A 21,068-nucleotide genomic window follows, 5' to 3' on the forward strand; every position below is an offset into this window, starting at 1 on the left:
AAAACAATTATTTATTATGAATATTAATGTGTTTTCTAGATAGATTGGAGTTCAATCTAACGCTATACATGGTGTTCCACGTGAAACATGATGAACTTATTTAACTCAGTGTAAACAGTAACATAAATGTTTGAGAAATTTAAAAGCAGAGCGATTAGAATCGAAGCATATTCTTATCCAATTCATGTAGAACATTCATGTTAAAAAAAACACTGATCATTAGTTTAAGTACATTGGTTTCAAGCTTCGCATTTGCCAATATTGATACGGTACAAGCTAACTTGGCAAAAAACAGTCCCAATTTAAAAATTGAAAATATTCAGACCACCGAGATGAAAGGTATCTATAGCGGTTTCATGCAGGGCCAAGTGGTTTATTTGAATGAAGATGCCAAACATCTGATTGCCGGTCCGATGCTGCGGATTCAGGATCAACATAATCTGACCCGTGATTTAATGTTGAAGCAAAATAGTATCGACTGGAAAAAATTACCGCTTCAGGATGCTGTGAAAAGTGTAAGAGGTACGGGTAAACGTCAGATTGCGATCTTTTCTGACCCAAATTGCCCGTATTGTAAAAAGCTTGAGCTAGAGCTGAAAAAACTGAATGACTTGACCATTTATACCTTTATTCTTCCTTTAAAACCCCAGTCGGTGGCTCCTTCAAAACAGGTGTATTGCGCGTCTAATCCAGCTCAGGCATGGGAAAATCTGATTGCTCAAGGGATTCAACCTAAATCGAAAAAAAGTTGTGCCAATCCGATTGAACGGAATAAAAAACTGGCTCAGTCTATGGGAGTGAATGGTACTCCTGCGATTATTTTTTCCAATGGTTTTAAAGTGATGGGTGCCTATCCGGCAGAGCAGATTGAGCAGATCTTTAAAGAATTCAATTTATAAAAATTAAATAAAGCTATCAGTCGCTCAATATAAAAAAGCACCTTTTCCGGTGCTTTTTTATTCAGGTCGTCAAATCAACCTCAGAAACATCTGAATGGTTTAGACTGTACGGCGTTTGGTTACCATATTATAAATAAACAGAATAATCACAGCACCAATCACGGAAGCAATCAGCCCTGCTACGGAATCTGCCGAATATAGACCGAGCATACGGCCACCAAAAGTCGCCAATAAGGAGCCAGCAATACCCAGCAAGGTGGTCATGATAAAGCCTGCCTTGTCATTACCCGGGTGAATGGCACGTGCAATCAGACCTGCTACAAAACCAATGACGATCGCCACAATAATTGTCCACATATGCATACTCCTTCTTGTCATGTCTTTGTTTTCACATCTGTTTAATCATCTTGAAATAAAGTCAGGATTATAAAAAGTTGAATCCTGAAACGAGATGTTATTTTTTGTTCCCGGTTTCCTGTCCATTTTAGGCATAAAAAAAGTGGCTTATGCCACTTTTTTCAACCTGATTTTAAAGACCGATTTCACCAATAAATGGCAGGTGACGGTATTTCTGGTCATAGTCTAGGCCATAACCCACAATAAATTTATCTTCAACTTCAAAGCCCATAAATTCGACTTTCAGATCGATTTCACGACGCGATGGTTTACTTACCAAAGTACACAGTTGAATCGAGTTAGGTTCACGGGTTTGCAGGATTTCGAGTACCTTGCTTAAAGTGTTGCCTGAATCAATAATATCTTCAACCACCAGCACATCTTTACCACGGATTTCACCGTCTAAATCTTTCAGGATTTTTACATCACGTGACGATACCGTGCCACCGCCATAACTGGACACAGTCATGAAATCCAATTCATGCGGTTTTGAAATCACACGACATAAATCAGCCATAAAAATCACTGAACCACGTAATAAACCGATGAGCACAAGTTCTTTGTCACTATTGGCATAGTGTGCATTGATTTGAGCACCAAGCTCTTTGACTTTAGCTTGAATTTCTTCAGCGGAAATCATTACGCTCATTTGAACGGTCATGGGTAGATACCTAAAAAGTAAAAATAGCAAAATAAAAAAGGTGTTGACCTGCAACACCTGAATACGTCGCAATTTTAATACATCCCTAGCAGAGATGCACCTGTTTTGCTGGCTGTAAATGTAATCATTTTTTAGCCGCTGCTGAATCGCGTTTCAATAAAAAAACACAGCCCAGTGCCATTGCAGACAGGATCAAGTATTGGCGACGGCGGGATTTTTTCGGTTTATTCACTGGCTGCTGCTTTGACATAAACGGCTGCTCCATAGACATAGGTGGCTGCAATATTACGGTCATCACCAAGCATGGTCAGTGCAAAAAATGCATCTTCAATATTTTTAGCTTTGCTCTGGCGTAACTGCTGTAAGGCAGTGGCATTGAGATCCAGAACCACAAAGTCGGCTTCTTTGCCAATATTAAAGTTCCCCAGGCGATCATCCAGACTCAAGGCTTTGGCACCGCCTAAAGTGGCATGATACAAGGCCTCAAAGGCGGAGAGTTTTTCGCCCTGCAACTGTTGCACCTTATAGGCTTCATTCAGGGTTTGCAGCTGATTAAATGATGTTCCTGCTCCAATGTCTGTGCCTAAGCCGACTTTGACCCCTTTGTCCCAGGTCTTTTTCAGGGGAAATAAGCCACTACCCAGGAATAGATTTGAGGTCGGACAGAAAGCAATGGCTGAGTCGGTCTGATGCATACAATCCCACTCTTCATCTTCCAGATGCACGCAATGCGCGAAAACGGATTTGCTGCCGGTTAAACCATAATGATGATAAACATCCAGATAACCTTCACGTTCAGGAAAGAGTTCTTTTACCCAAGCAATTTCATTTTTATTTTCACTTAAATGGGTATGTACATAGACATCCGGATATTCGGCTTTGAGCTGTCCGGCTTTTTGTAGTTGTTTAGGTGTTGAGGTTGGTGCAAAGCGTGGAGTAATCGCATACAGGTTCCGCCCCTGTCCGTGCCATTTTTTAATCAGCGTTTTAGAGTCAATATAAGCCGTTTCTGCTGTATCCGTCAGCGCTTCCGGTGCATGACGGTCCATCAGGACTTTACCCGCAATCAGACGCATATTGCGTGTGGTTGCGGCATTAAATAAAGCATCTACGGATTCAGGATGAACGGTACAAAAGACCAGTGCAGTCGTGGTGCCGTTTTTAAGCAATTCCTGCACAAAAAATTCGGCAATTTTTTCGCTATAGGATGCATCTTGAAACTGGATTTCAGTGGGGAATGTATAGGTATTTAACCATTCCAGCAGTTGTTCACCATAAGCCCCGACCATTTCCGTTTGCGGGAAATGAATATGGGTGTCGATAAATCCGGGAACAATCAGTTGATCTGGATAGTGTTGTAATTCAGTGTCGGTAGGAAGTCGTGACTGCCCTTCTTGCCAAGGACCAAACCACTGGATTTTACCCTCTTGAATGATGACTAAACCATCTTCTACATATCGCACTTGGTCGTGTATATCACGTGCTTGGGCAACTGTATTCTGAATGTCGAGGAAGCGACCACGGATCGCTGTCGTTGCAATTACAGAAGACATTTTAAACCTACGCTTTTAATTTTTTCGATTGATTGTAGCTGAAAAAATTGCCATGTTTGTATGAACATTCATATTTAAATAGCGATCCAGATTCTTCTATGACCCCATCCAATTATTATGACCAATTTCAACAGATCGTGCGTGCGCAGCCGACCTTAATGCGCATCTTGCATCAGTTAGCACAATTGCACTCTGAAGCTTATGTCGCAGCGGGCGTGTTACGTCATGTGATCTGGGCGCATTTACATGGCTGGGAATATGACATGAATCATACGGAGGTCGATGTGATTTTCTATGACGAAAATGAGCAGGCTCGCGCTATAGAACAGCAACTTGCAGATCAGTTAAAAGACTATTTTCCAGAGATTTGTTGGGATGTGATCAATCAAGCTTTTGTACATGAGTGGTATCGTACCAATCAAAATGAAAGTATTGGGCCTTTAACTTCAATTAGTCATGCGCTGTCATTATGGCCAGAAACTGTCACGGCCTTGGCACTGCGCCTGAAAAATGATGAGTTGGAGTTGATCGCTCCTTTCGGTTTAGCAGATTTATTTGAGTTAAAGCTGCGTTGGAATCCGAATTTAGTCAGTTATGCCGTGTTCGAACAACGCATGCTGAGCAAACAGTTTTTGCAAAAATGGCCCAAATTATCCCTGATAGAACAATAAAAAAAGCCTGCTGATGCAGGCTTTTTTGATGATTATTTTTTACAGGGTGGTTTCGTTATATTTCTTGCTATGACGAATCGACAAGATCGCGGTCACAGTCAGAACAATCACAATAAAGCTCAAAGAAATCCAGATCGGCATATGGAACACATCTAGCATCAGCATCTTAAAGCCGATAAAGACCAGAATGATCCCGAGGCCATAAGGCAGATAATGCATTTTTGAGGCTGCGCCCGAGAGCAGGAAGAACATTGCGCGCAGGCCTAAAATCGCCATCAGGTTTGCAGTGAGGACAATGAAGGGATCGGTGGTGACGGCAAAAATAGCCGGAATAGAATCGACGGCAAAGATAACATCAGAGGCTTCAACCAGGATCAGGACCAGGAACAACGGCGTTGCCCAGAGCAAACCATTTTGACGGACAAAGAATTTGTCGCCCTGAAGTTGCGGGGTAATACGCATATGTTTACGCAGCCATTTTAGAATCGCCATATCTTCAATATTGCTGTCTTCTTCATGCTGACCACGCAGGAATTTGAAGCCGGTATACACCAGGAACGCACCGAAGATATATAGAATCCAGGAGAATTCCTGCACGAACCACGCGCCAATAAAAATAAAGATAGTTCTGAGCACAATCGCACCCAGTACGCCATATAACAGCAGCTTGCGTTGCAGTGCGGGTGGAATGGCGAAGGCCGCGAAGATCATCAGCCAGACAAAGACGTTATCAATCGCCAGGGATTTTTCCAGCAGATAACCGGCAAAGTATTCCATGACCTTGGCATTGGCAATTGCCGTGCCTGCGGTCTGCTCCAGATACAGCCATAAGCCGCCACCAAATAAAGTCGCGACACTGACCCAGGCAATACTCCAGTAGGCAGCAGTACGGACTTTAACTTCCTGACCATGCTGATGCTTAAAGCCGACAAAATCGATTATCAGCATGACTGCGACAATCGCGAAAAAGACGAGATACAGCCAGAGTGTACCAATGGTTTCCATGTGAATTCTCCACATCGGACAACTGGCCATAAAAAAACCTTGACCAGTTGCCAGATGAAAAACATCTATAACAACATGATCAAGGTCTTGCCTACATCTTACTGTTCCACTTTTTTATATAAAGTGTGACTTCAAGATGCTCAGATACCGACTTTTTGCAAAGTGTAATGACGATATTCTGACACGTTTAAAAATTGAAATTTCATTCTTAAACGCTTGGAGGAGGCTACTCCCCTTGTTCAAACTAAATTTTGTTTGAGCGATTGCTCAATGTGTAGCAAGCATGACAGATTTTTGCTAAGACTACAATTTCATTTACAAAAATCATGCTTCAAGGCGCTTTCTTACCTAAGAAATCCGGACGCTGAATCAGATATAAGCTGATCAGAAAACCCAAGCTGGCCAGGATAGCTCCCACCCAGCCAATACTATGTAATCCGATATGTGCCGTTACCAGACCGCCGAGTAAGGCACCGCCGCCAATCCCGACATTGTACAAACCTGAAAAAATCGCCATGGCGACATCAGTCGCATCGGAAGCCAGATTTAAGGTCTTGGCTTGTAGGGCCAGACTAAACCCAATAATGCTGATGCCCCAGATTAACGCCAGGCTATTAAGCTGAAATACACCCTGAGACAGTGGCAGCAATAACAGCAGCGAGATCCCTAGCCCGAGTGTAAATAGCGGAATGGTGAGTCGGGGAAAATGCGGTGCAAAGCGGCCAAATACATAAGACCCGATCAGACCCGCACCGCCATAAATTAGCAATAAGCTGGTGGTCTGCGCAGAGCTGAATTGTGCAATATTCAGCGCAAAGGGTTCAATGTAACTATAGGCGGTAAATTGCGCACTAATCACAAGCACGGTAAGCGCAAAGACCAGCATCAGGCTGGGACGTTTTAGCAAGCTTTTTAAGCTACTAAGTGATCCTGAATTGACACTTGGTAATAAAGGCAAGGTTTTGGCCAGCAGTACGCAGACTACGCTCGCTACGATTGCAATTAAGGCAAAACTATTGCGCCAGCCATAGGCCTCTCCGACCATCCGACCAAAGGGAATTCCCAGAACCATCGCCATGGCGGTACCGGTAGCCAATAAGCCCAATGCCTGAAACTCTTTGCCTTTTGGCGCAACCCGCACGGCAAGCGACGCCGTAATTGACCAGAACAGCGCATGCGCCACGGCAATACCAATCCGGCTCAGCACCAGAATGCTAAAGCTCCAGGCAAAATAGGACAGCACATGACTGAAAATAAACACTGCAAATAAAATCATCAGCAGAAAGCGCCGTTCAATATTTTTGGTCAGTAACATCATTGGCAAAGACAGCAGCGCCACGACCCAGGCATAAATCGTCAGCATCCACCCGACCTGGGTCGGTGACATGGCAAAACTGTTACCAATATCACTTAATAGCGCCACAGGGATAAATTCTGTGGTATTGAAAATAAAGGCAGCAGAGGCTAAAGCAATCACACAAACCCATTGACGTGTCACCGAAGAGGTGGAAGAAGAGCTAGACATACATATCTGATAAAAAGAACCGGCCGGCAGTTTAAACCTGTTCAGCAGAATGCGGTATTGGTCAGAAGGACAGATTCACAATCCTTTAAAAGAAATCTAACAATAGAGCAGGGAAAAATATGTCAGTCTGGCTTAAAAACAAGGAGAGGATCGGCATGTTGATCGAGCATCAGCAACAGGACACTGTAGGTTTATGGTTTGTAGAGCCAAATGAAAAACGTCTGGCAGAAATGAGTTATTCCAGAGTAAATGAAGATCAATTAGTGATTGAACACACCTGGGTCGATGACAGTCTACGCGGCCAGCACGTCGGGTATTATCTGGTCGAGGCCGCTGTGAATTTTGCCCGTGAACACGGCATCAGGATTATTCCAAAATGCCCTTTTGCCAAATCCGTGTTCGAGCGAGAGCCTCGCTTTAATGATGTTTTATAATTTTAAAATGACAACAAAGGTTTAGATTTGTATGGAAATTAAATATCAAGATTCAAAACGTGGTGGTGTATTTTTTATGGAAGATCAAGGACGCCGCCTGGCGGAGATTACTTATCAATGGCGGGGCGATGCCGCCATCATTGCCGATCATACCTGGGTCGATGATTCCCTGCGTGGCCAAGGTATTGCCCGAAAAATGCTGGATGTACTGGTTGATTTTGCCCGTGAAAAAAGTTTAACCATCATCCCGCAATGTTCCTATGTGGATGTCATGTTTAAACGTGACCGAAGTCTGGCAGATGTCGCAGCAACGGCTATTTAACTACCCAAGAGGATTTCCCGAAAGATAAATGCAGTTTTTCTTTCAAGGCAGGAATCAATATAACCTGTAACAGGGTATATAAACCGAAACCTGCCATCACCCCGGTCATCGCCCAGAAAATTTCTTCAAACTGTTGCAGCATCACTAAAATTGCCATAATCAGCAGGTAACTGGCATGAAAATAAATACGATGCCCAACAAATTTCAAGATCGTCCAGCTAATAAAAATTGAACTGATCAGCAGATTGGTTTGAGCGCTGAATTGCCAGTCATTTAAAGTGATGATCAGGATAAAACACACACATAACAAGGCGAGGGTTAAAATCAGATCTTTTAACATCAAGTGATCCTCATGTTCATGGTAGGTGTATGAAAATATTCGTTTAATAATTTAGGCACTATTGTTAAAAGTTTAGTCCAGAAATGCAAACTGAAAACCGTGTAAGCAAAAACGGATATTTGCTTAAAAAATGGTCGACTTAATTTAAAATTATTGATTAAATTGTGGTTTTAATTCTTCCCTCTAGTGAGATGGCATGATGCTACAGCTTTGCTATGCCAGTGAACGCATAGAATCTGAACAAGAGTTGTTACAAGATTTAAGCGATATTTTGGCCACTGCCCGGAAGTTCAATCTTCAGCATCAGATTCATGGGGTGTTGTATTATTCCCATGGCAAATTTTTCCAGTGCCTTGAAGGTCAGGCTGAAGTAGTGGAAAGTTTATTTCAGAGCATTTGTCGGGATCCCCGCCATCACAATATCTTGCGTTTTGCAGATGCGATGGTAGAGCATTCCCATTTCTCGGAATGGTCAATGAAATATGTGCATAAACACAGTGAAATTTCTTCTTTATTTTCACGTTTAGGTTTGAAGCAATTTGATCCGCATGCCTTACAGCAGTCAGGAATTGCCGAATTCCTCAAAGTACTGTATCGCCTGGAAGAAAATCAGGCCAGTCTGGCATCGCCAAAAGGTTATAAGCAGCGTGGTTATGTCCCCTATTTTTGATCTGATGGATCAAAGCTGAAAATAAAAAAGTCCGCATGGCGGACTTTTTTGTCTGATGTGGATTAGGTCATGTCAATCATGACTTTTAAGGCCTTTTCATCAGAGGCATGTTTAAAGACATCATAGGCTTTTTCAAAATCGGAAAATTTAAAATGATGGGTCGCCAGTTTTTCTAGGGGCAATTTGCCGGAACAGCAGGTTTTCAGCAACATCCCTGTGGTATTGGCATTCACCAGGCCGGTGGTGATGGTCAGGTTTTTAATCCAGAGTTTGTTCAGTTCAAAACTCACCGGTTTACCATGTACGCCGACGTTGGCAATATGCCCGCCCTCCTTCACGACATGCTGGCAAATATTCCAGGTAGGCTCCACCCCCACTGCTTCAATGGCACAGTCGACCCCGCGTCCATCGGTAATCTCTAGAATCTTTTGAATGGCATCTTCTTTGGCAGAGTTGATGATATGCGTCGCGCCGACAGTCTTGGCAAATTCCAGCCGATTATCATCCATATCCACCATAATAATATTGGCGGGTGAATAAAACTGTGCGGTGAGCAGGCAACTCATGCCAATTGGCCCTGCCCCGACAATCGCGACATTGTCGCCCGGTTTGACATCGCCATATTGCACCCCAATTTCATGTGAAGTTGGCAGGATATCGGAGAGGAATACGGCCACATCTTGATTCAGGCCTTCGGGTAAATGATAGAGTGAGGTATCGGCAAAGGGCGTGCGTACATATTCGGCATGGGTACCATCAATCATATAACCCATGATCCAGCCGCCTTCATTGCGGCAATGTGCATACAGTTGTTTCTGGCAGTTTTCACAGGTTCCACAGCGGCTGACACAGGAAATAATGACCCGGTCACCTTTTTTGAAATTCTGCACGGCGGAACCGACTTCTTCCACAATGCCAATACCTTCGTGACCTAAAATACGCCCGTTAAAGCTGCACTCTTTTCGTGTGGCCTCCTGCTCAATTTCCGGGTTTTTACCTTTCCAGATCCCGAGATCGGTACCACAAATGGTGACTTTTTCGAGTTTAATGATGGCATCGCCGGGATGCAAAATGGTGGGAACCGGGCGGTCTTCAAAGCGGATATCATTTGCGCCGTAATAGACCATCGCTTTCATCGTTGTCATGACACATCTCCTAATGGAGTGAGGAGTGAGGAGTGAGGAGTGAGGAATGAGAATGACCTGACTCAGCGAGAATAATGAATGCCTCGATTGCTTTTATACAATGACAGTGATGGGCTGATTCATGATCTGGCTTTCAGGCCTATAGATACCTGTGTTCTTCTCGATTGTGCCTTGAGTGATAGGGTGCTGCAATGAGTCTTGTGTACAGATTGCAACAAAAGATCATCAGGAATGGTTCAGAGATAAATCTGCTATTGGGGTCAATATTTAAATCAGGAAATTCCAGAATGGATATACCCCTTCACTTTTGCTCAATCAACATTTTAATATGCTAAAAAAAGCCCGCTAGGCGGGCTTCTTCACCTCACTTAAATCTGTTTTATGCTTGTAAAACAGTGATCAGCTTCTGATGCAAACCACCAAAACCTCCATTCGACATAATCACCACAGCATCACCCTCGCCTGCTTCTGCCACCACGGTCTGAATGATGTCATCCAGTGTGCGTGCAACTTTGGCCTTGTTTGGCGCAGCCTCAATGACCGGTTGCAGATCCCAGTCCAGTCCTTCCGGTTGATACCAGATCACTTCATCGGCCAGACGTGCAGAATGGGCCAAGCCATCTTTATGACTGCCCATGCGCATGGTATTGGAACGTGGTTCAATAATCGCCCAGAGTTTGCGTTCACCCAGACGTTTGCGCGCGCCTTCTAAGGTCGTATCAATCGCCGTCGGATGATGGGCGAAATCATCATAAACCTCGATACCACGGACTGTGCCTAACAGTTCCATACGGCGTTTCACACCACCAAAATTCGATAGTGCTTCACAGGCGGTTTCAATCGATACGCCGACATGTTCAGCGGCTGCAATCGTCGCAAGTGCATTTGCAACCGAATGCTGTCCGGTCATATTCCACTGTACTTCGCCTTTGACAACGCCCTGTTGCAGCACTTTGAAATGTGAACCATCTGCTGACAATTGTTCTGCATAAAGTTCAGATTTTTCGTTGGCATCCAGTGAAGTGCGAATAACCGGTGTCCAGCAGCCCTGCTCCAGCACTTCATCAATATTGCTTTCAGTAATCGGCGCGATAATCCGGCCTTCACTTGGAATGGTACGAACTAAATGATGAAACTGTTTTTGAATTGCGGCCAGATCATCAAAGATATCGGCATGGTCAAATTCCAGGTTATTTAAAATTGCTGTTTTTGGATGGTAATGCACGAACTTGGAACGCTTGTCGAAGAAAGCGGAATCATATTCATCGGCTTCGACACAGAAGTATTTCCCACCACCGAGACGCGCACTTTCCGAAAAGCCCAATGGCACACCGCCAATCAGAAAACCTGGCTCCAGACCGGCTTGATCCAGTACCCAAGCCAGCATCGTGGTGGTCGTGGTTTTACCATGTGTTCCGGCGACACCCAGCACGTGTTTACCTTGCAGAACATGATCAGCCAGGAACTGCGGACCTGAAATATAAGGCAGACCTGCATTCAGCATATATTCGACTGCATCAATACCACGCTTCATGGCATTGCCGACGATTACCAGATCCGGATGAGGCTGTAAATGACTGCGGTCATAACCCTGTATTAAAGTGATGCCCGCATTTTCAAGTTGGGTCGACATGGGTGGATACACATTCAGGTCTGAACCTGTTACCTGGTGGCCCAGATCGCGTGCAAGTAGCGCTAACGAGCCCATAAAGGTGCCACAAATACCCAAAATATGCAGATGCATCTACTTTACTCCGTTCCTGTCTGACCCATCACTTTATATTGGTGCTGTTGTCATGATTTATTCAATTTGCAAGCAACGATAGCAAGGCTTTAGCTGAAAAGATAGTGAAAATTCTGGCCTTGTTGTGGGATTTTTTAAATCCTGTTTCACGGATAAATTCAAAGAAAATTTCAAAGCGATGCAATATCTTTTCGCCAAATAAACCGTAAAATAAGTTCGACTTTTTTGCAGAGTGCATGCAAATGCTGCCGGCTTTATTTCTTCTGGTAATTGCCAACTGTTTTATGACCCTGGCCTGGTATGGGCATTTAAAATTTTTGCCGCATGATGCACCGCTCTGGCAAGCGATTTTGTTCAGCTGGGCCATTGCCCTGTTTGAATATAGCCTGATGATTCCAGCGACCAAATTACTGGCGCAGCAAGGCCTGGCAGTCGGTCAAATGAAAATCACCCAGGAAGTCGTGACCTTACTAGTCTTTGTTCCTTTTATGATTTTTATGTTTAAACAGCCCTTTAAACTGGATTATCTCTGGGCCGCTTTATGTCTGTGTGGATGTGTCTATTTTGTCTTCCGTACCCCTTAACTTGATCTAATGGCTCAGCTGAATCAGGGGGAAATGGCTTCTAAATTCAGAAAGTAATTTCTGCCGATCCGGTTCAAATTCCAGTTTATTCAGGCAGCGTTGGATTAATTCAATCGCCATTATTTCTGCAGCCTGTTTTAGTTCAGGTTCGGGTACATTATGTTGAATCATCGCTAAACATTTCAATATTCTCTGATTGAGTTCAATACAACCCACACAATCTCGGGCCATTGGTGCAAAACTACTGTAAATCAAATCCCCGAGATCAAAGATATCCACACTGATATGCGGACAATCCCGCTCCGGTAAATCTTCAGCGGCCTTGCTGTCAATCAGGATTCGGGTTAAGGCATCAACGGCATTAATCGCTGATCCAACATCGTTCACTGCGGGAGACATCGCTTTCTGCCCCACTTCGCTCATCACCACCACACCAAAACGCGGGTCCTGTAAAAAGCTGCGATTGGTTTCAATGATTACATGATTCAAAATGGAGTTTCGGATCTCCTGCTGCTGTTCCGGGCTGAAAGCGCGGTCGCTATATACCTCTGCCAGTGCCGTCATCGGATCCAGAAATTTTCCGGGTAGCTGGGGAAGATGGATATGCAGCTGTTGGCTGACGGCCAGTTGCTCCAGTCCTTCACTATTAAAATTGGTGAAATAGCCGGTCTGGGTACTAAAAACATGAAAGGCAGCTGCTTGCTCTGGACGTTGTCCGGTGGCACCAAAATTCGGCTGATGTCGAAACTCCGCCAAGGCCGTAGAAGCAGCGACTTCAATTTTGTGAATGGTGGTGGTGAGGTTGCCCAGTTGCGACAGGGTGTGTACCCAGCGAATCAGGATATAAATCAGGTACATCAATACCAAAATGGTACTGATAAACAGTACAAATCTACCTGCAGGACCATAATAGCCAAGCCCGAGCGCAATCTTGGCAATTACAGCATAAATAAAAGCCGAGATAAAACTGCTGATAGCAAGGCGGGTATTGTCATCACTCATCATCAGCTGATAGGCACGTGGTGTCCCGCTGGATGAGGCAGACGCAAAGGCTGCGACCATAATCGACAGGGAAAAAGTGGTGACTGCCAGCATGCTGGAAGCAATAATATCTAGCAGGCTGCTCAGGGTTTCAATACTGATATTGGGAACAGTGCTGGTCGGGATGAAATAGCGACTGGCGATTGCAAACAGCGAGAAAAAGGTCGCAAAGAGGGCGCCAAGGGCCGGCATCAGCCATAAGTTTTCTGAGGGGTTCTGTAGCCAGATTTTTAGTTTGTACCACATAAAAATGCCCTGCCAATGTATAGGTTTTAGTATTAAGTTATTCATTGCAAAAAAGTTTTATCTTGATAGTTATACTTTTTTTAATGTGATGTATGTCCTATTTTTGTATTTTTAGCCGCAAAATTATCTTTTTATTTTCGACTATTTTCCAAACAGATAATTTTAATTCTTAATTGTTGAGCTGAACTTTAGACCAAATCAATTTCAGTCTATAATGAGTACTCCTATTCAAGCTTGGCTCTCTCGTCGAGATTTATCTTTTCTCACTTTAATCTCTGGAAAATTTGCAATGAATGCGGCTGCTGCACAAGATACTCCTCTCGTAGGTATTATCATGGGTTCTCAATCAGATTGGGCAACTCTCGAACACACTGCCAATATGCTCAAGCAGCTTGGTGTCCCATTTGAAGCCGAAGTTGTTTCTGCACATCGTACTCCAGACCGCCTGTTTGAATATGCTGAACAAGCGCGTGATCGTGGTATTCAGGTAATTATTGCTGGTGCAGGTGGCGCAGCGCATTTACCGGGGATGTGTGCGGCGAAAACTGATCTGCCAGTTTTGGGTGTACCTGTGAAATCTTCGATTTTAAACGGTGTTGATTCATTGCTGTCTATTGTGCAAATGCCAGCCGGTATTGCAGTCGGTACCTTGGCCATCGGTCCTGCCGGTGCAACCAATGCTGCCATTATGGCGGCGCAAATTCTGGGTTTGACGCGTCCAGAGATCGCAAAAAATGTTGCAGATTTCCGTGCAGCGCAAACAGATAAAGTCGCAAGTAACAATATTCCAGGCCAGGCTTAAGTCGAGATACAGATTATGGATAAAACCATCGGTATTTTTGGTGGCGGTCAGCTGGGTCGTATGATGGCGCAAGCGGCACTTCCATTAAATATTCAATGTACATTTTTTGAAGCCAGCACAGACTGTCCTTCTGCTGCTTTGGGTCCGGTGATTTCGAGCCAAGCTGAAAATGGTCTGCAAGACTTTATTAACAGTGCAGATGTATTTAGCCTTGAGTTTGAAAATACGCCACTTGCAGATGTTGATGTACTGACGCAAAGCAAGCAACTGCATCCGCCGCGTCAGGCTTTGGCGATTGCCCAGCATCGTCTGTCTGAAAAAGCCTTGTTTGATGAACTGGCTATTCCGGTTGCACCGTACAAAGCGGTCACTTCACTGGAAAGCTTACAGGCTGCTGTAGCTGAACTGGGCTTGCCGATCGTACTGAAAACTTCGCGTGGCGGTTATGATGGCAAAGGTCAATTTGTTTTACGTTCGGCCGATCAGATGGATCAGGCCTGGGCAGAATTGGGCCCTGCGGGTGAACTGATTGCTGAAAGTTTCGTGACTTTCTCGCGTGAAGTTTCAATCATTGCAGTACGCGGCCAAGATGGTGATGTTAAAACCTGGCCATTGGCGGAAAATCATCATCATAACGGCATTCTGTCGCACTCGATTGTGCCGGCACCGAACAGTGCAGATTTGCAGCCGGTGGCGCAAGATTACATCACTCGTCTGCTGAATCACTTGAACTATGTCGGTGTGCTGACCCTTGAGCTGTTTGTGACAGACAATGGCCTATATGCCAACGAGATGGCACCACGTGTGCATAACTCGGGTCACTGGTCGATTGAAGGTGCAGTATGTTCGCAGTTTGAAAACCATGTGCGTGCCGTGGCAGGTTTACCTTTAGGTTCAACTGAAGTGATCCGCCCAACTGTCTTGGTGAACATCATTGGTCAGCATCCGAAATCTGCAGATGTACTTGCTCTGGAAGGTGCACATTTGCATCTTTACAACAAGTCAGAGCGCGAAGGCCGCAAGATTGGTCACATTACCCTGATGCCAAATGACAGCGCGCAATTGTCTGTGCTTTGCCGCCAACTGGCGAAAATTTTACCGAATCCATTGGCATTGAGCGAAGATATGACCATCTAGGCTTTAACTTGCTGATAAAAAAAGCGATCACTTCGATGATCGCTTTTTTATTTGTCTGCTTTCAGGCATGATTGCGCCTCTTTAAAAATGCCTGCCATTGGTCGGATCAGTTTTTAAATCAATTGCTTATAAACTGATCAATTGAGTATAAATATACCAATTCAATAAAATCTTATTTACCGCTGAATTTTGTCATATTCATTTGTGGATAAGCCTAAAATCAAAGTTTGAATTTAAAACTGGAAAGTGGTTTTGAATTTAAATTCATAAAAACAAATTCAAATTTAAATCGGACTTTGAATTTAAACTTGCGCTTTTAAATTCAAAAAATATGAATTCAAATTTAAAACTGGATAAATAAATTCAAAGTTTTGAATTTAAAAATATTAGCCCATTATTCAAATGAATTTAAAAGAAAAACGAGTGTAATTAGAGCATGTTGATGATTGTGACTCACTTTTCCTGAAACAAGTTATCCCTATATTTTTTAAATTCAAAACTAATTTCAAATGTTTTGAATTTAAAAATCCTGCTGATTTGAATTTAAAGCAGGCTTGTGGATAACTCGTGTTTAAATTTAAAGATTACAAAATGAATTTAAAAGTGTAGGAATTATGAATTTAAATTTACGCATTGGCGCTTTAATTTTCATCATGAGCTGCTAAGGTAGAAACATAATTCAAAATCTAAATATTCAAGGGTCTTATGCAACGGCTTGCACTTTTTATTGGTTCTGTGGTCTTGGCTGCTTCACAGGCACAGGCTGAACTTATTATTAATGGTCAACGTGTCACGCCGACTGATTTGACCTCTATTTCAAATATCCCGAGTTATGCCTCCCAAAATAATTTTCAAAACTGTCTCGCCAATTTGCGCAGTCAAGCTGTTGCTAGAGGTGTAAGCGGCAGTACCTATGATCGTTATACCCAAAACTTAAGCCCTGATTATTCAGTGATTGAACGCCTGAATTACCAGCCTGAATTTTCTACCCCGATTTGGGATTATCTGTCTGGTTTGGTGGATGAAGAACGGGTTCAGCTCGGCCGGCAAAAATTACAGCAACATCGTGAGGTGCTCAATCGTGTTGCTGCCACCTATGGTGTACCTGCAGAAATGGTAGTTGCGGTATGGGGTGTTGAAAGTAATTTTGGTGATATTTCCGGGAAATATCCTTTATTACAGGCTTTAGGGACTTTGAGCTGTGAAGGCCGTCGCCAGAGTTATTTCCGTGGTGAGTTTTTTACTACCATGAAACTGTTACAGCGTGGCGATGTACGTGAAGAACATTTAAAGGGTTCCTGGGCAGGTGCATTTGGTCATACCCAGTTTATGCCATCGACTTATGATGAACTTGCAGTTGATTTTGATGGAGATGGCCGACGTGATCTGGTATCCAGCATTCCGGATGCACTGGCATCGACCGCCAATTTTTTAAGCAAGCGTGGCTGGCAGAGCGGACAACCTTGGGGATTTGAAGTCAAGATTCCGCAAGGCATGTCGGTTTCCGGTGAAGGCCGAAGAAATAAAAAATCCTTGAGTAGTTGGATCAATCAAGGGGTGGTGCGTGCCGACGGTTCGCCTTTAATTCAAGGAAATTTATCACAATCCTCTCAAGCCGGATTACTTGCGCCTGCGGGGCCGAATGGCCCGGTGTTCCTGGTCTTTAAAAACTTTGATGCCATTTATAGCTATAACGCGGCAGAAAGTTATGCCTTGGCGATTGCACATTTATCCGATCGCCTGCAAGGTAAAGGTAGTTTTACGGCCACATGGCCCACCGATGATCCGGGGACTTCACGTGCAGAGCGTCGTGAGATCCAGCAATTTTTATTGAGTCGAGGTTATGACATTGGTGCGGTGGATGGTTTGATTGGTGATAAAACCCGTCAGGCGATTCGTCAGGAACAGCAGCGTTTGGGCTTGAGTCCAACAGGTCGTGCTGGTCAGCAGATTCTGCGTGCTTTTAGAAATGAAAATGCCAAACGCATGATGCAATAAAAATATTGAAAACGAAAAAAGGTCTGCATTTATGTAGGCCTTTTTTAATGACTGTTTTTGAGTAGCTATATAGTCATGCAAGACAATAGTAATTCGCTGAATTTAAACAGCAGTAATGGTGCCGAGGACGCGATAGCCAGCGGCACCAGTGACTGCAGGCAAGTTACCATTTAGCTGATTCATAAAACGCATGGCCAGCCAGGCAAAGGCAGTAGCTTCTACCCAAGTCGGACTGAGGCCCAGATCGGCGGTAGTCTGTACGCTCCATTCATGTTTGCGCAGGCGCCAGCGCAACTGCTCCAGTAAATGTGAGTTATAGGCACCGCCACCGCAAACAAAAACCTGTCCGGTATCCATGCCAGAGCGGTAAATGGCTTTTTTAATGGCACGGGTAGTGAGCTTTAATAAAGTCGCCTGTACATTTTCCGGAGTATCTTCCAGTTCATCGTATTGCAGGTCATTGCGCCAGTCAGCAATCTGTTCATCCAGCCATTCCAGGTTGAAATCTTCACGACCGGTACTTTTTGGAGGTTCTTTGGAGAAGAATTCGTGTGACTGCAAGCGATCAAGCAAACTGCGAATCGGGGTGCCATAGGCTGCCCAGTTACCATTTTCATCAAAAGGCTGACCGGTATAACGGGAACACCAAGCATCCATCAGGATATTGGCCGGTCCGGTATCAAAACCATACACCTCTTCAGGCTTGCCGGCAGGCAGCAGGCTGACATTCGCTATACCGCCCAGATTTAAAATTACCCGGTGAATGCTGTTATGCTGGAAAATATCCTGATGAAATGCTGGAACTAAAGGTGCTCCCTGACCACCTGCCGCCAGATCACGACGACGGAAATCTGAAATCACCGGAATCTGGGTAATTTCAGTAATGATGTTCGGGTCGCCAATTTGCAGGGTGAAGCCATGTTCAGGACGATGCCGGATAGTCTGGCCATGCGAGCCAATCGCCTTAATTCTGGATTTATCCAGGTTATTTTTTTCAATCAACGTATTAATACCATGACCAATCATTTGTGCCAGTGCAACATCAGCCTTGCCCATGCGGTCAATTTCATTGTCATCCGGCAAGGTCAGTGCCATCAGCTCATCCCGAAGGTCAGGATCAAATGCCAAAGTGAGTGTGGCATGAAGCTGGAGTGGATCAAAAGAAGCAGCAACAATATCGACACCATCCATGCTCGTGCCGGTCATTACCCCAATATAGATCGCTGTCATGGTTATTCTTAAGCCTGCAATATGCTGAAAAAGTGTTAGTATATCGCACAAATTGAGTAACTGATGTATTGGATTTTGTGATGTCAAATTTCCTGCCGGCTGAAGAACAACTTGCCCTCATTCAACGAGGCACCCACGAAATTATTTCTGAAGAAGACCTTCTCAAGAAATTAAAATTGAATCGTCCATTAAAAATTAAAGCGGGTTTTGACCCGACTGCACCTGATTTGCACTTGGGCCACACAGTTCTTATTAATAAGTTAAAAGTATTCCAAGACTTGGGTCATGAAGTGTTGTTCCTAATTGGTGACTATACTGCGATGATCGGTGACCCAACCGGAAAAAGTGCTACACGTCCGCCATTGTCACGTGAACAGGTTTTAGAGAACGCTAAAACATATCAAGAACAAGTATTTAAAATCCTTGATCCAAACAAAACCAAAGTGGTGTTTAACTCGGAGTGGTTTGCACAAAAAACTGCGGCTGATTTAATTCAATTGGCATCACAGCAAACGGTTGCACGTATGCTTGAGCGTGATGACTTCACCAAGCGTTATAACAATCAACAACCGATCGCGATTCATGAATTTTTGTACCCATTGGTACAAGGCTATGACTCTGTTGCGTTGGAAGCAGATGTTGAATTGGGTGGTACAGACCAAACCTTTAACTTGTTGATGGGTCGTACCTTACAAGGTCGCTATAACCAAGAAGCTCAAGTCTGTATCACAGTGCCAATCCTTGAAGGTTTAGATGGCGTCAACAAGATGTCTAAATCTTTAGGTAACTATATTGGTGTATTTGATGCACCGGGCGCGATGTACCAGAAAGTGCTCTCAATGCCGGATGCATTGATTGAGCGTTATTTTGATCTGCTGAGCTTCAAAACCATTGAAGAAATTCAGCAACTATTAAAAGAAGTGGCAGAAGGCCGTAATCCGCAAGAAGTCAAAAAGATTCTCGCGTTAGAGCTGGTCGAGCGTTTCCATGGTGCTGAAGCAGCTGCCAATGCACATAAAGGTGCAGGTAATATCATTACTGAAGGTGAATTGCCTGAAGGTACGCCTGAAGTGACCATTTCACGTGCTGAATTCGGTGGCGAAATCTTTATTACTTCAATTTTACGTGAAGCAGGCTTAACTAAAAATGCAGCACAAGCCAAAGATGCACTTGGTCGTGGTGCGGTAAAAGTGGACTGGAAGCCAGTTGATGCCTCTTTTTCTGTGAAAGAGAACGTGACTTTGATTATTCAAGCGAGTAAAAAATCCATCGCTAAAGTGACTTTTGTTGACTAAATTTAGAGCTAAGTTATTGAAATAAAAGCAGGCTTCGGCCTGCTTTTTTATTGATGTCCTATATTCATAAATCGAATAAGTAACTTCAAAAAAAACCCTATGAAAACAATAGGTAATTTTTTCCAAATTGCTTGCTTTTCATCTTTATTATGTATAGGATTTATTCATCTAGAGAATTCGTTTAGAGCATCTAGAGGGTAGTAAAAATAATAGTACTCCACAACTGAGAAGTCTCTTTTCCAAGAGGCTCTTTTTAAAAGCTTTAAAGCGAATAACTATAATAATGACATAATGGATCGGGTAAAGATTCAATTCTAAGGAGGAGATTTTGGGAGAGATCTCTTCCTTTTTTATTTATTCTGATTGCGTAATCAAGATATAAATCTGCATGCCTACTCTTCTCGTTGAGCAACTAAACTTAAAATTAACTAGCAAATTGGGCTTAGGTGAATGACCTCTAAGAATGAGTTCATTTCAATTGACTGTGAAAAAAGAGCAAAACATAAAAAATTAAAACAAAGGTGATTGAATGTATCGCTATCCAACAGAAGATATTTTTGATGAACAGATCGATTGCATTTTACGGTTCTTATTTGAATACCAGCCGGTCGAACAAAAACAGCAAATCTATAGATCTGTCTATACTTTATTTATGCAGCTTGATCTGGCCGCGCATTACTTTTTATTTTCCCTGATTGAAGAGCAGTTACCGCGACGCGCGAAATTATTCTTTGTTGCCGAGGATTATCAGGGTAAGAAAGACATGATTGTAGAAGTTATGCAACACTGGCTTGGACAGTAAAAACAGGAAAAAGTCGCTTAATGCAAAATAACAGGCTTTATCTTCCATATATAAGTGATCTAAGCATGGTTTTGGGATTCGAAAACTAAAAAATGAATCCCTCTTCTATATAGCTGCCTAAGAATAGGCTTTTATAAAAGCTTTTTACGTAAAAAATAACTCATAAATTGAAGAGTCTAGGATTTAGATCGGTTTGTTGGATAAGGTAGGGGAATTTTGGTTTTCTTTTGACGACCTAATTTAAATAAAAGACAAGATTTCAAAGTCAACAGGCTAAAAATACTGTTTTAAAGATTATTGTAATAGCTTTTAGGTCTAAATGGTTTTTCAGTTATAAAAATAAAATGACGTGTTTAGTGGGTTTATTGCATAAAAACGCTTAAAAATTAGATAAAAAAGCGATTTTTCAGTAATTTTTGTAGAAAAAAAAGACATACGTGAAAAATATAGTGAATTGGGGGTTGCAATGATTCTAAAATCCTCTAGAATGCACCCATACCGACGAGATAGACGGAAACGAACGAAGCAGAATGGCGGAGTTGTTAAGTTTATCGAAGTCCAGCTTCTA

22 protein-coding genes are annotated in these 21,068 nt (G+C 43.3%); 11 read left to right on the forward strand and 11 right to left on the reverse strand.

Going from position 1 to position 21,068, the window contains the following annotated elements; all coding sequences use genetic code 11:
• Positions 1-197: 197 nt before the first annotated feature.
• Positions 198-899, forward strand: coding sequence for a DsbC family protein (locus NI469_RS07795; RefSeq protein ID WP_253174768.1), 702 nt, complete (start codon positions 198-200; stop codon positions 897-899).
• A 99-nt stretch (positions 900-998) separates the two neighbouring features.
• On the opposite strand, the gene NI469_RS07800 is transcribed toward NI469_RS07795, so the two are convergent.
• The 4 genes from NI469_RS07800 to guaD all read right to left on the reverse strand — a co-directional run bounded on the left by NI469_RS07800 (position 999) and on the right by guaD (position 3,509).
• Positions 999-1,256, reverse strand: a complete 258-nt coding sequence (locus NI469_RS07800; protein ID WP_253174769.1) for a GlsB/YeaQ/YmgE family stress response membrane protein — start codon at positions 1,254-1,256, stop codon at positions 999-1,001.
• A 172-nt stretch (positions 1,257-1,428) separates the two neighbouring features.
• A complete protein-coding gene (gene hpt / locus NI469_RS07805) occupies positions 1,429-1,956 on the reverse strand; it encodes a hypoxanthine phosphoribosyltransferase (protein ID WP_004647133.1) in 528 nt (175 codons plus the stop codon).
• A 124-nt stretch (positions 1,957-2,080) separates the two neighbouring features.
• A complete protein-coding gene (locus tag NI469_RS15855) occupies positions 2,081-2,206 on the reverse strand; it encodes a hypothetical protein (protein WP_276534081.1) in 126 nt (41 codons plus the stop codon).
• Entirely contained in the window at positions 2,181-3,509 is a 1,329-nt protein-coding gene (guaD, locus tag NI469_RS07810; protein ID WP_253174770.1) for a guanine deaminase, read from the reverse strand. Before guaD ends, NI469_RS15855 begins: the two co-directional genes overlap by 26 nt.
• A gap of 98 nt (positions 3,510-3,607) precedes the next feature.
• Between guaD and NI469_RS07815 the strand changes: the two genes are divergently transcribed.
• Positions 3,608-4,180 carry a nucleotidyltransferase family protein gene (locus NI469_RS07815; RefSeq protein WP_253174771.1) on the forward strand — a complete coding sequence of 191 codons (573 nt, stop codon included), beginning with the start codon at positions 3,608-3,610 and terminating at the stop codon, positions 4,178-4,180.
• A gap of 39 nt (positions 4,181-4,219) precedes the next feature.
• Here NI469_RS07815 and NI469_RS07820 read toward each other — a convergent pair whose 3' ends face one another.
• Together NI469_RS07820 and NI469_RS07825 are read right to left on the reverse strand one after the other, a co-directional pair.
• Complete coding sequence (locus NI469_RS07820) at positions 4,220-5,185, reverse strand: TerC family protein (RefSeq protein WP_004728997.1); 966 nt, start codon at positions 5,183-5,185, stop codon at positions 4,220-4,222.
• A gap of 331 nt (positions 5,186-5,516) precedes the next feature.
• Complete coding sequence (locus tag NI469_RS07825) at positions 5,517-6,710, reverse strand: sugar transporter (RefSeq protein WP_253174772.1); 1,194 nt, start codon at positions 6,708-6,710, stop codon at positions 5,517-5,519.
• Positions 6,711-6,865: 155 nt separating this feature from the next.
• Between NI469_RS07825 and NI469_RS07830 the strand changes: the two genes are divergently transcribed.
• Positions 6,866-7,144 carry a GNAT family N-acetyltransferase gene (locus tag NI469_RS07830; protein ID WP_253174789.1) on the forward strand — a complete coding sequence of 93 codons (279 nt, stop codon included), beginning with the start codon at positions 6,866-6,868 and terminating at the stop codon, positions 7,142-7,144.
• A 31-nt stretch (positions 7,145-7,175) separates the two neighbouring features.
• Positions 7,176-7,466 (forward strand): GNAT family N-acetyltransferase, encoded by a 291-nt coding sequence (locus NI469_RS07835; protein WP_253174773.1) that lies wholly within the window; start codon positions 7,176-7,178, stop codon positions 7,464-7,466.
• Here the strand turns inward: NI469_RS07835 and NI469_RS07840 are convergent.
• On the reverse strand, positions 7,459-7,806 hold the full coding sequence (locus tag NI469_RS07840; protein ID WP_253174774.1) for a hypothetical protein: 348 nt from the start codon (positions 7,804-7,806) through the stop codon (positions 7,459-7,461). The genes NI469_RS07835 and NI469_RS07840 overlap by 8 nt on opposite strands.
• Before the next feature lie 196 nt (positions 7,807-8,002).
• Here NI469_RS07840 and NI469_RS07845 point away from each other — a divergent pair, with 196 nt between their 5' ends.
• Positions 8,003-8,476 (forward strand): BLUF domain-containing protein, encoded by a 474-nt coding sequence (locus NI469_RS07845; RefSeq protein WP_004281912.1) that lies wholly within the window; start codon positions 8,003-8,005, stop codon positions 8,474-8,476.
• Positions 8,477-8,538: 62 nt separating this feature from the next.
• On the opposite strand, the gene NI469_RS07850 is transcribed toward NI469_RS07845, so the two are convergent.
• Together NI469_RS07850 and mpl are read right to left on the reverse strand one after the other, a co-directional pair.
• Positions 8,539-9,621: a zinc-dependent alcohol dehydrogenase family protein gene (locus NI469_RS07850; RefSeq protein ID WP_253174780.1), complete on the reverse strand. Its 1,083-nt coding sequence runs from the start codon at positions 9,619-9,621 to the stop codon at positions 8,539-8,541.
• A 379-nt stretch (positions 9,622-10,000) separates the two neighbouring features.
• Positions 10,001-11,365, reverse strand: coding sequence for a UDP-N-acetylmuramate:L-alanyl-gamma-D-glutamyl-meso-diaminopimelate ligase (gene mpl / locus NI469_RS07855; RefSeq protein WP_253174781.1), 1,365 nt, complete (start codon positions 11,363-11,365; stop codon positions 10,001-10,003).
• A gap of 242 nt (positions 11,366-11,607) precedes the next feature.
• Here mpl and NI469_RS07860 point away from each other — a divergent pair, with 242 nt between their 5' ends.
• On the forward strand, positions 11,608-11,949 hold the full coding sequence (locus NI469_RS07860; RefSeq protein WP_004729014.1) for a DMT family protein: 342 nt from the start codon (positions 11,608-11,610) through the stop codon (positions 11,947-11,949).
• Positions 11,950-11,955: 6 nt separating this feature from the next.
• Here the strand turns inward: NI469_RS07860 and NI469_RS07865 are convergent, their stop codons facing one another.
• Complete coding sequence (locus NI469_RS07865; protein ID WP_253174783.1) at positions 11,956-13,236, reverse strand: DUF2254 domain-containing protein; 1,281 nt, start codon at positions 13,234-13,236, stop codon at positions 11,956-11,958.
• Positions 13,237-13,525: 289 nt separating this feature from the next.
• On the opposite strand from NI469_RS07865, the gene purE reads away from it, so the two are divergent.
• The 3 genes from purE to NI469_RS07880 all read left to right on the forward strand — a co-directional run bounded on the left by purE (position 13,526) and on the right by NI469_RS07880 (position 17,173).
• The gene (purE, locus tag NI469_RS07870) at positions 13,526-14,038 is read left to right on the forward strand and encodes a 5-(carboxyamino)imidazole ribonucleotide mutase (RefSeq protein ID WP_004647147.1); all 513 of its coding nucleotides are present in this window, start codon (positions 13,526-13,528) and stop codon (positions 14,036-14,038) included.
• Between the two features lie 15 nt (positions 14,039-14,053).
• Positions 14,054-15,175 (forward strand): 5-(carboxyamino)imidazole ribonucleotide synthase, encoded by a 1,122-nt coding sequence (locus NI469_RS07875; protein WP_004729017.1) that lies wholly within the window; start codon positions 14,054-14,056, stop codon positions 15,173-15,175.
• A gap of 705 nt (positions 15,176-15,880) precedes the next feature.
• Positions 15,881-17,173 (forward strand): lytic murein transglycosylase, encoded by a 1,293-nt coding sequence (locus NI469_RS07880; protein WP_004729018.1) that lies wholly within the window; start codon positions 15,881-15,883, stop codon positions 17,171-17,173.
• Between the two features lie 102 nt (positions 17,174-17,275).
• Here NI469_RS07880 and NI469_RS07885 read toward each other — a convergent pair whose 3' ends face one another.
• Entirely contained in the window at positions 17,276-18,403 is a 1,128-nt protein-coding gene (locus NI469_RS07885) for an anhydro-N-acetylmuramic acid kinase (protein WP_004729019.1), read from the reverse strand.
• Between the two features lie 80 nt (positions 18,404-18,483).
• Between NI469_RS07885 and tyrS the strand changes: the two genes are divergently transcribed.
• Both tyrS and NI469_RS07895 read left to right on the forward strand, forming a co-directional pair.
• Entirely contained in the window at positions 18,484-19,698 is a 1,215-nt protein-coding gene (tyrS, locus tag NI469_RS07890; RefSeq protein WP_253174785.1) for a tyrosine--tRNA ligase, read from the forward strand.
• Positions 19,699-20,227: 529 nt separating this feature from the next.
• Complete coding sequence (locus NI469_RS07895; protein ID WP_044112807.1) at positions 20,228-20,500, forward strand: hypothetical protein; 273 nt, start codon at positions 20,228-20,230, stop codon at positions 20,498-20,500.
• Positions 20,501-21,068 lie beyond the last annotated feature (568 nt).

Source organism: Acinetobacter lwoffii (assembly GCF_024129735.1).
In the GTDB taxonomy this organism is placed as follows: Bacteria; Pseudomonadota; Gammaproteobacteria; order Pseudomonadales; family Moraxellaceae; genus Acinetobacter; species Acinetobacter lwoffii_H.

Bases quoted from the DNA above. Each gene is read 5' to 3' on its own strand.
- mpl (WP_253174781.1), bottom strand. From the start codon at position 11,365: ATGCATCTGCATATTTTGGGTATTTGTGGCACCTTTATGGGCTCGTTA.
- NI469_RS07825 (WP_253174772.1), bottom strand. From the start codon at position 6,710: ATGTCTAGCTCTTCTTCCACCTCTTCGGTGACACGTCAATGGGTTTGT.
- guaD (WP_253174770.1), bottom strand. From the start codon at position 3,509: ATGTCTTCTGTAATTGCAACGACAGCGATCCGTGGTCGCTTCCTCGAC.
- NI469_RS07845 (WP_004281912.1), top strand. From the start codon at position 8,003: ATGATGCTACAGCTTTGCTATGCCAGTGAACGCATAGAATCTGAACAA.
- NI469_RS07865 (WP_253174783.1), bottom strand. From the start codon at position 13,236: ATGTGGTACAAACTAAAAATCTGGCTACAGAACCCCTCAGAAAACTTA.
- NI469_RS07830 (WP_253174789.1), top strand. From the start codon at position 6,866: ATGTTGATCGAGCATCAGCAACAGGACACTGTAGGTTTATGGTTTGTA.
- hpt (WP_004647133.1), bottom strand. From the start codon at position 1,956: ATGACCGTTCAAATGAGCGTAATGATTTCCGCTGAAGAAATTCAAGCT.
- NI469_RS07815 (WP_253174771.1), top strand. From the start codon at position 3,608: ATGACCCCATCCAATTATTATGACCAATTTCAACAGATCGTGCGTGCG.
- NI469_RS07860 (WP_004729014.1), top strand. From the start codon at position 11,608: ATGCTGCCGGCTTTATTTCTTCTGGTAATTGCCAACTGTTTTATGACC.
- NI469_RS07800 (WP_253174769.1), bottom strand. From the start codon at position 1,256: ATGTGGACAATTATTGTGGCGATCGTCATTGGTTTTGTAGCAGGTCTG.
- purE (WP_004647147.1), top strand. From the start codon at position 13,526: ATGAATGCGGCTGCTGCACAAGATACTCCTCTCGTAGGTATTATCATG.
- NI469_RS07835 (WP_253174773.1), top strand. From the start codon at position 7,176: ATGGAAATTAAATATCAAGATTCAAAACGTGGTGGTGTATTTTTTATG.
- NI469_RS15855 (WP_276534081.1), bottom strand. From the start codon at position 2,206: ATGTCAAAGCAGCAGCCAGTGAATAAACCGAAAAAATCCCGCCGTCGC.
- NI469_RS07880 (WP_004729018.1), top strand. From the start codon at position 15,881: ATGCAACGGCTTGCACTTTTTATTGGTTCTGTGGTCTTGGCTGCTTCA.
- NI469_RS07840 (WP_253174774.1), bottom strand. From the start codon at position 7,806: ATGTTAAAAGATCTGATTTTAACCCTCGCCTTGTTATGTGTGTGTTTT.
- NI469_RS07895 (WP_044112807.1), top strand. From the start codon at position 20,228: ATGTATCGCTATCCAACAGAAGATATTTTTGATGAACAGATCGATTGC.
- NI469_RS07850 (WP_253174780.1), bottom strand. From the start codon at position 9,621: ATGACAACGATGAAAGCGATGGTCTATTACGGCGCAAATGATATCCGC.
- NI469_RS07875 (WP_004729017.1), top strand. From the start codon at position 14,054: ATGGATAAAACCATCGGTATTTTTGGTGGCGGTCAGCTGGGTCGTATG.
- NI469_RS07820 (WP_004728997.1), bottom strand. From the start codon at position 5,185: ATGGAAACCATTGGTACACTCTGGCTGTATCTCGTCTTTTTCGCGATT.
- NI469_RS07795 (WP_253174768.1), top strand. From the start codon at position 198: ATGTTAAAAAAAACACTGATCATTAGTTTAAGTACATTGGTTTCAAGC.
- tyrS (WP_253174785.1), top strand. From the start codon at position 18,484: ATGTCAAATTTCCTGCCGGCTGAAGAACAACTTGCCCTCATTCAACGA.
- NI469_RS07885 (WP_004729019.1), bottom strand. From the start codon at position 18,403: ATGACAGCGATCTATATTGGGGTAATGACCGGCACGAGCATGGATGGT.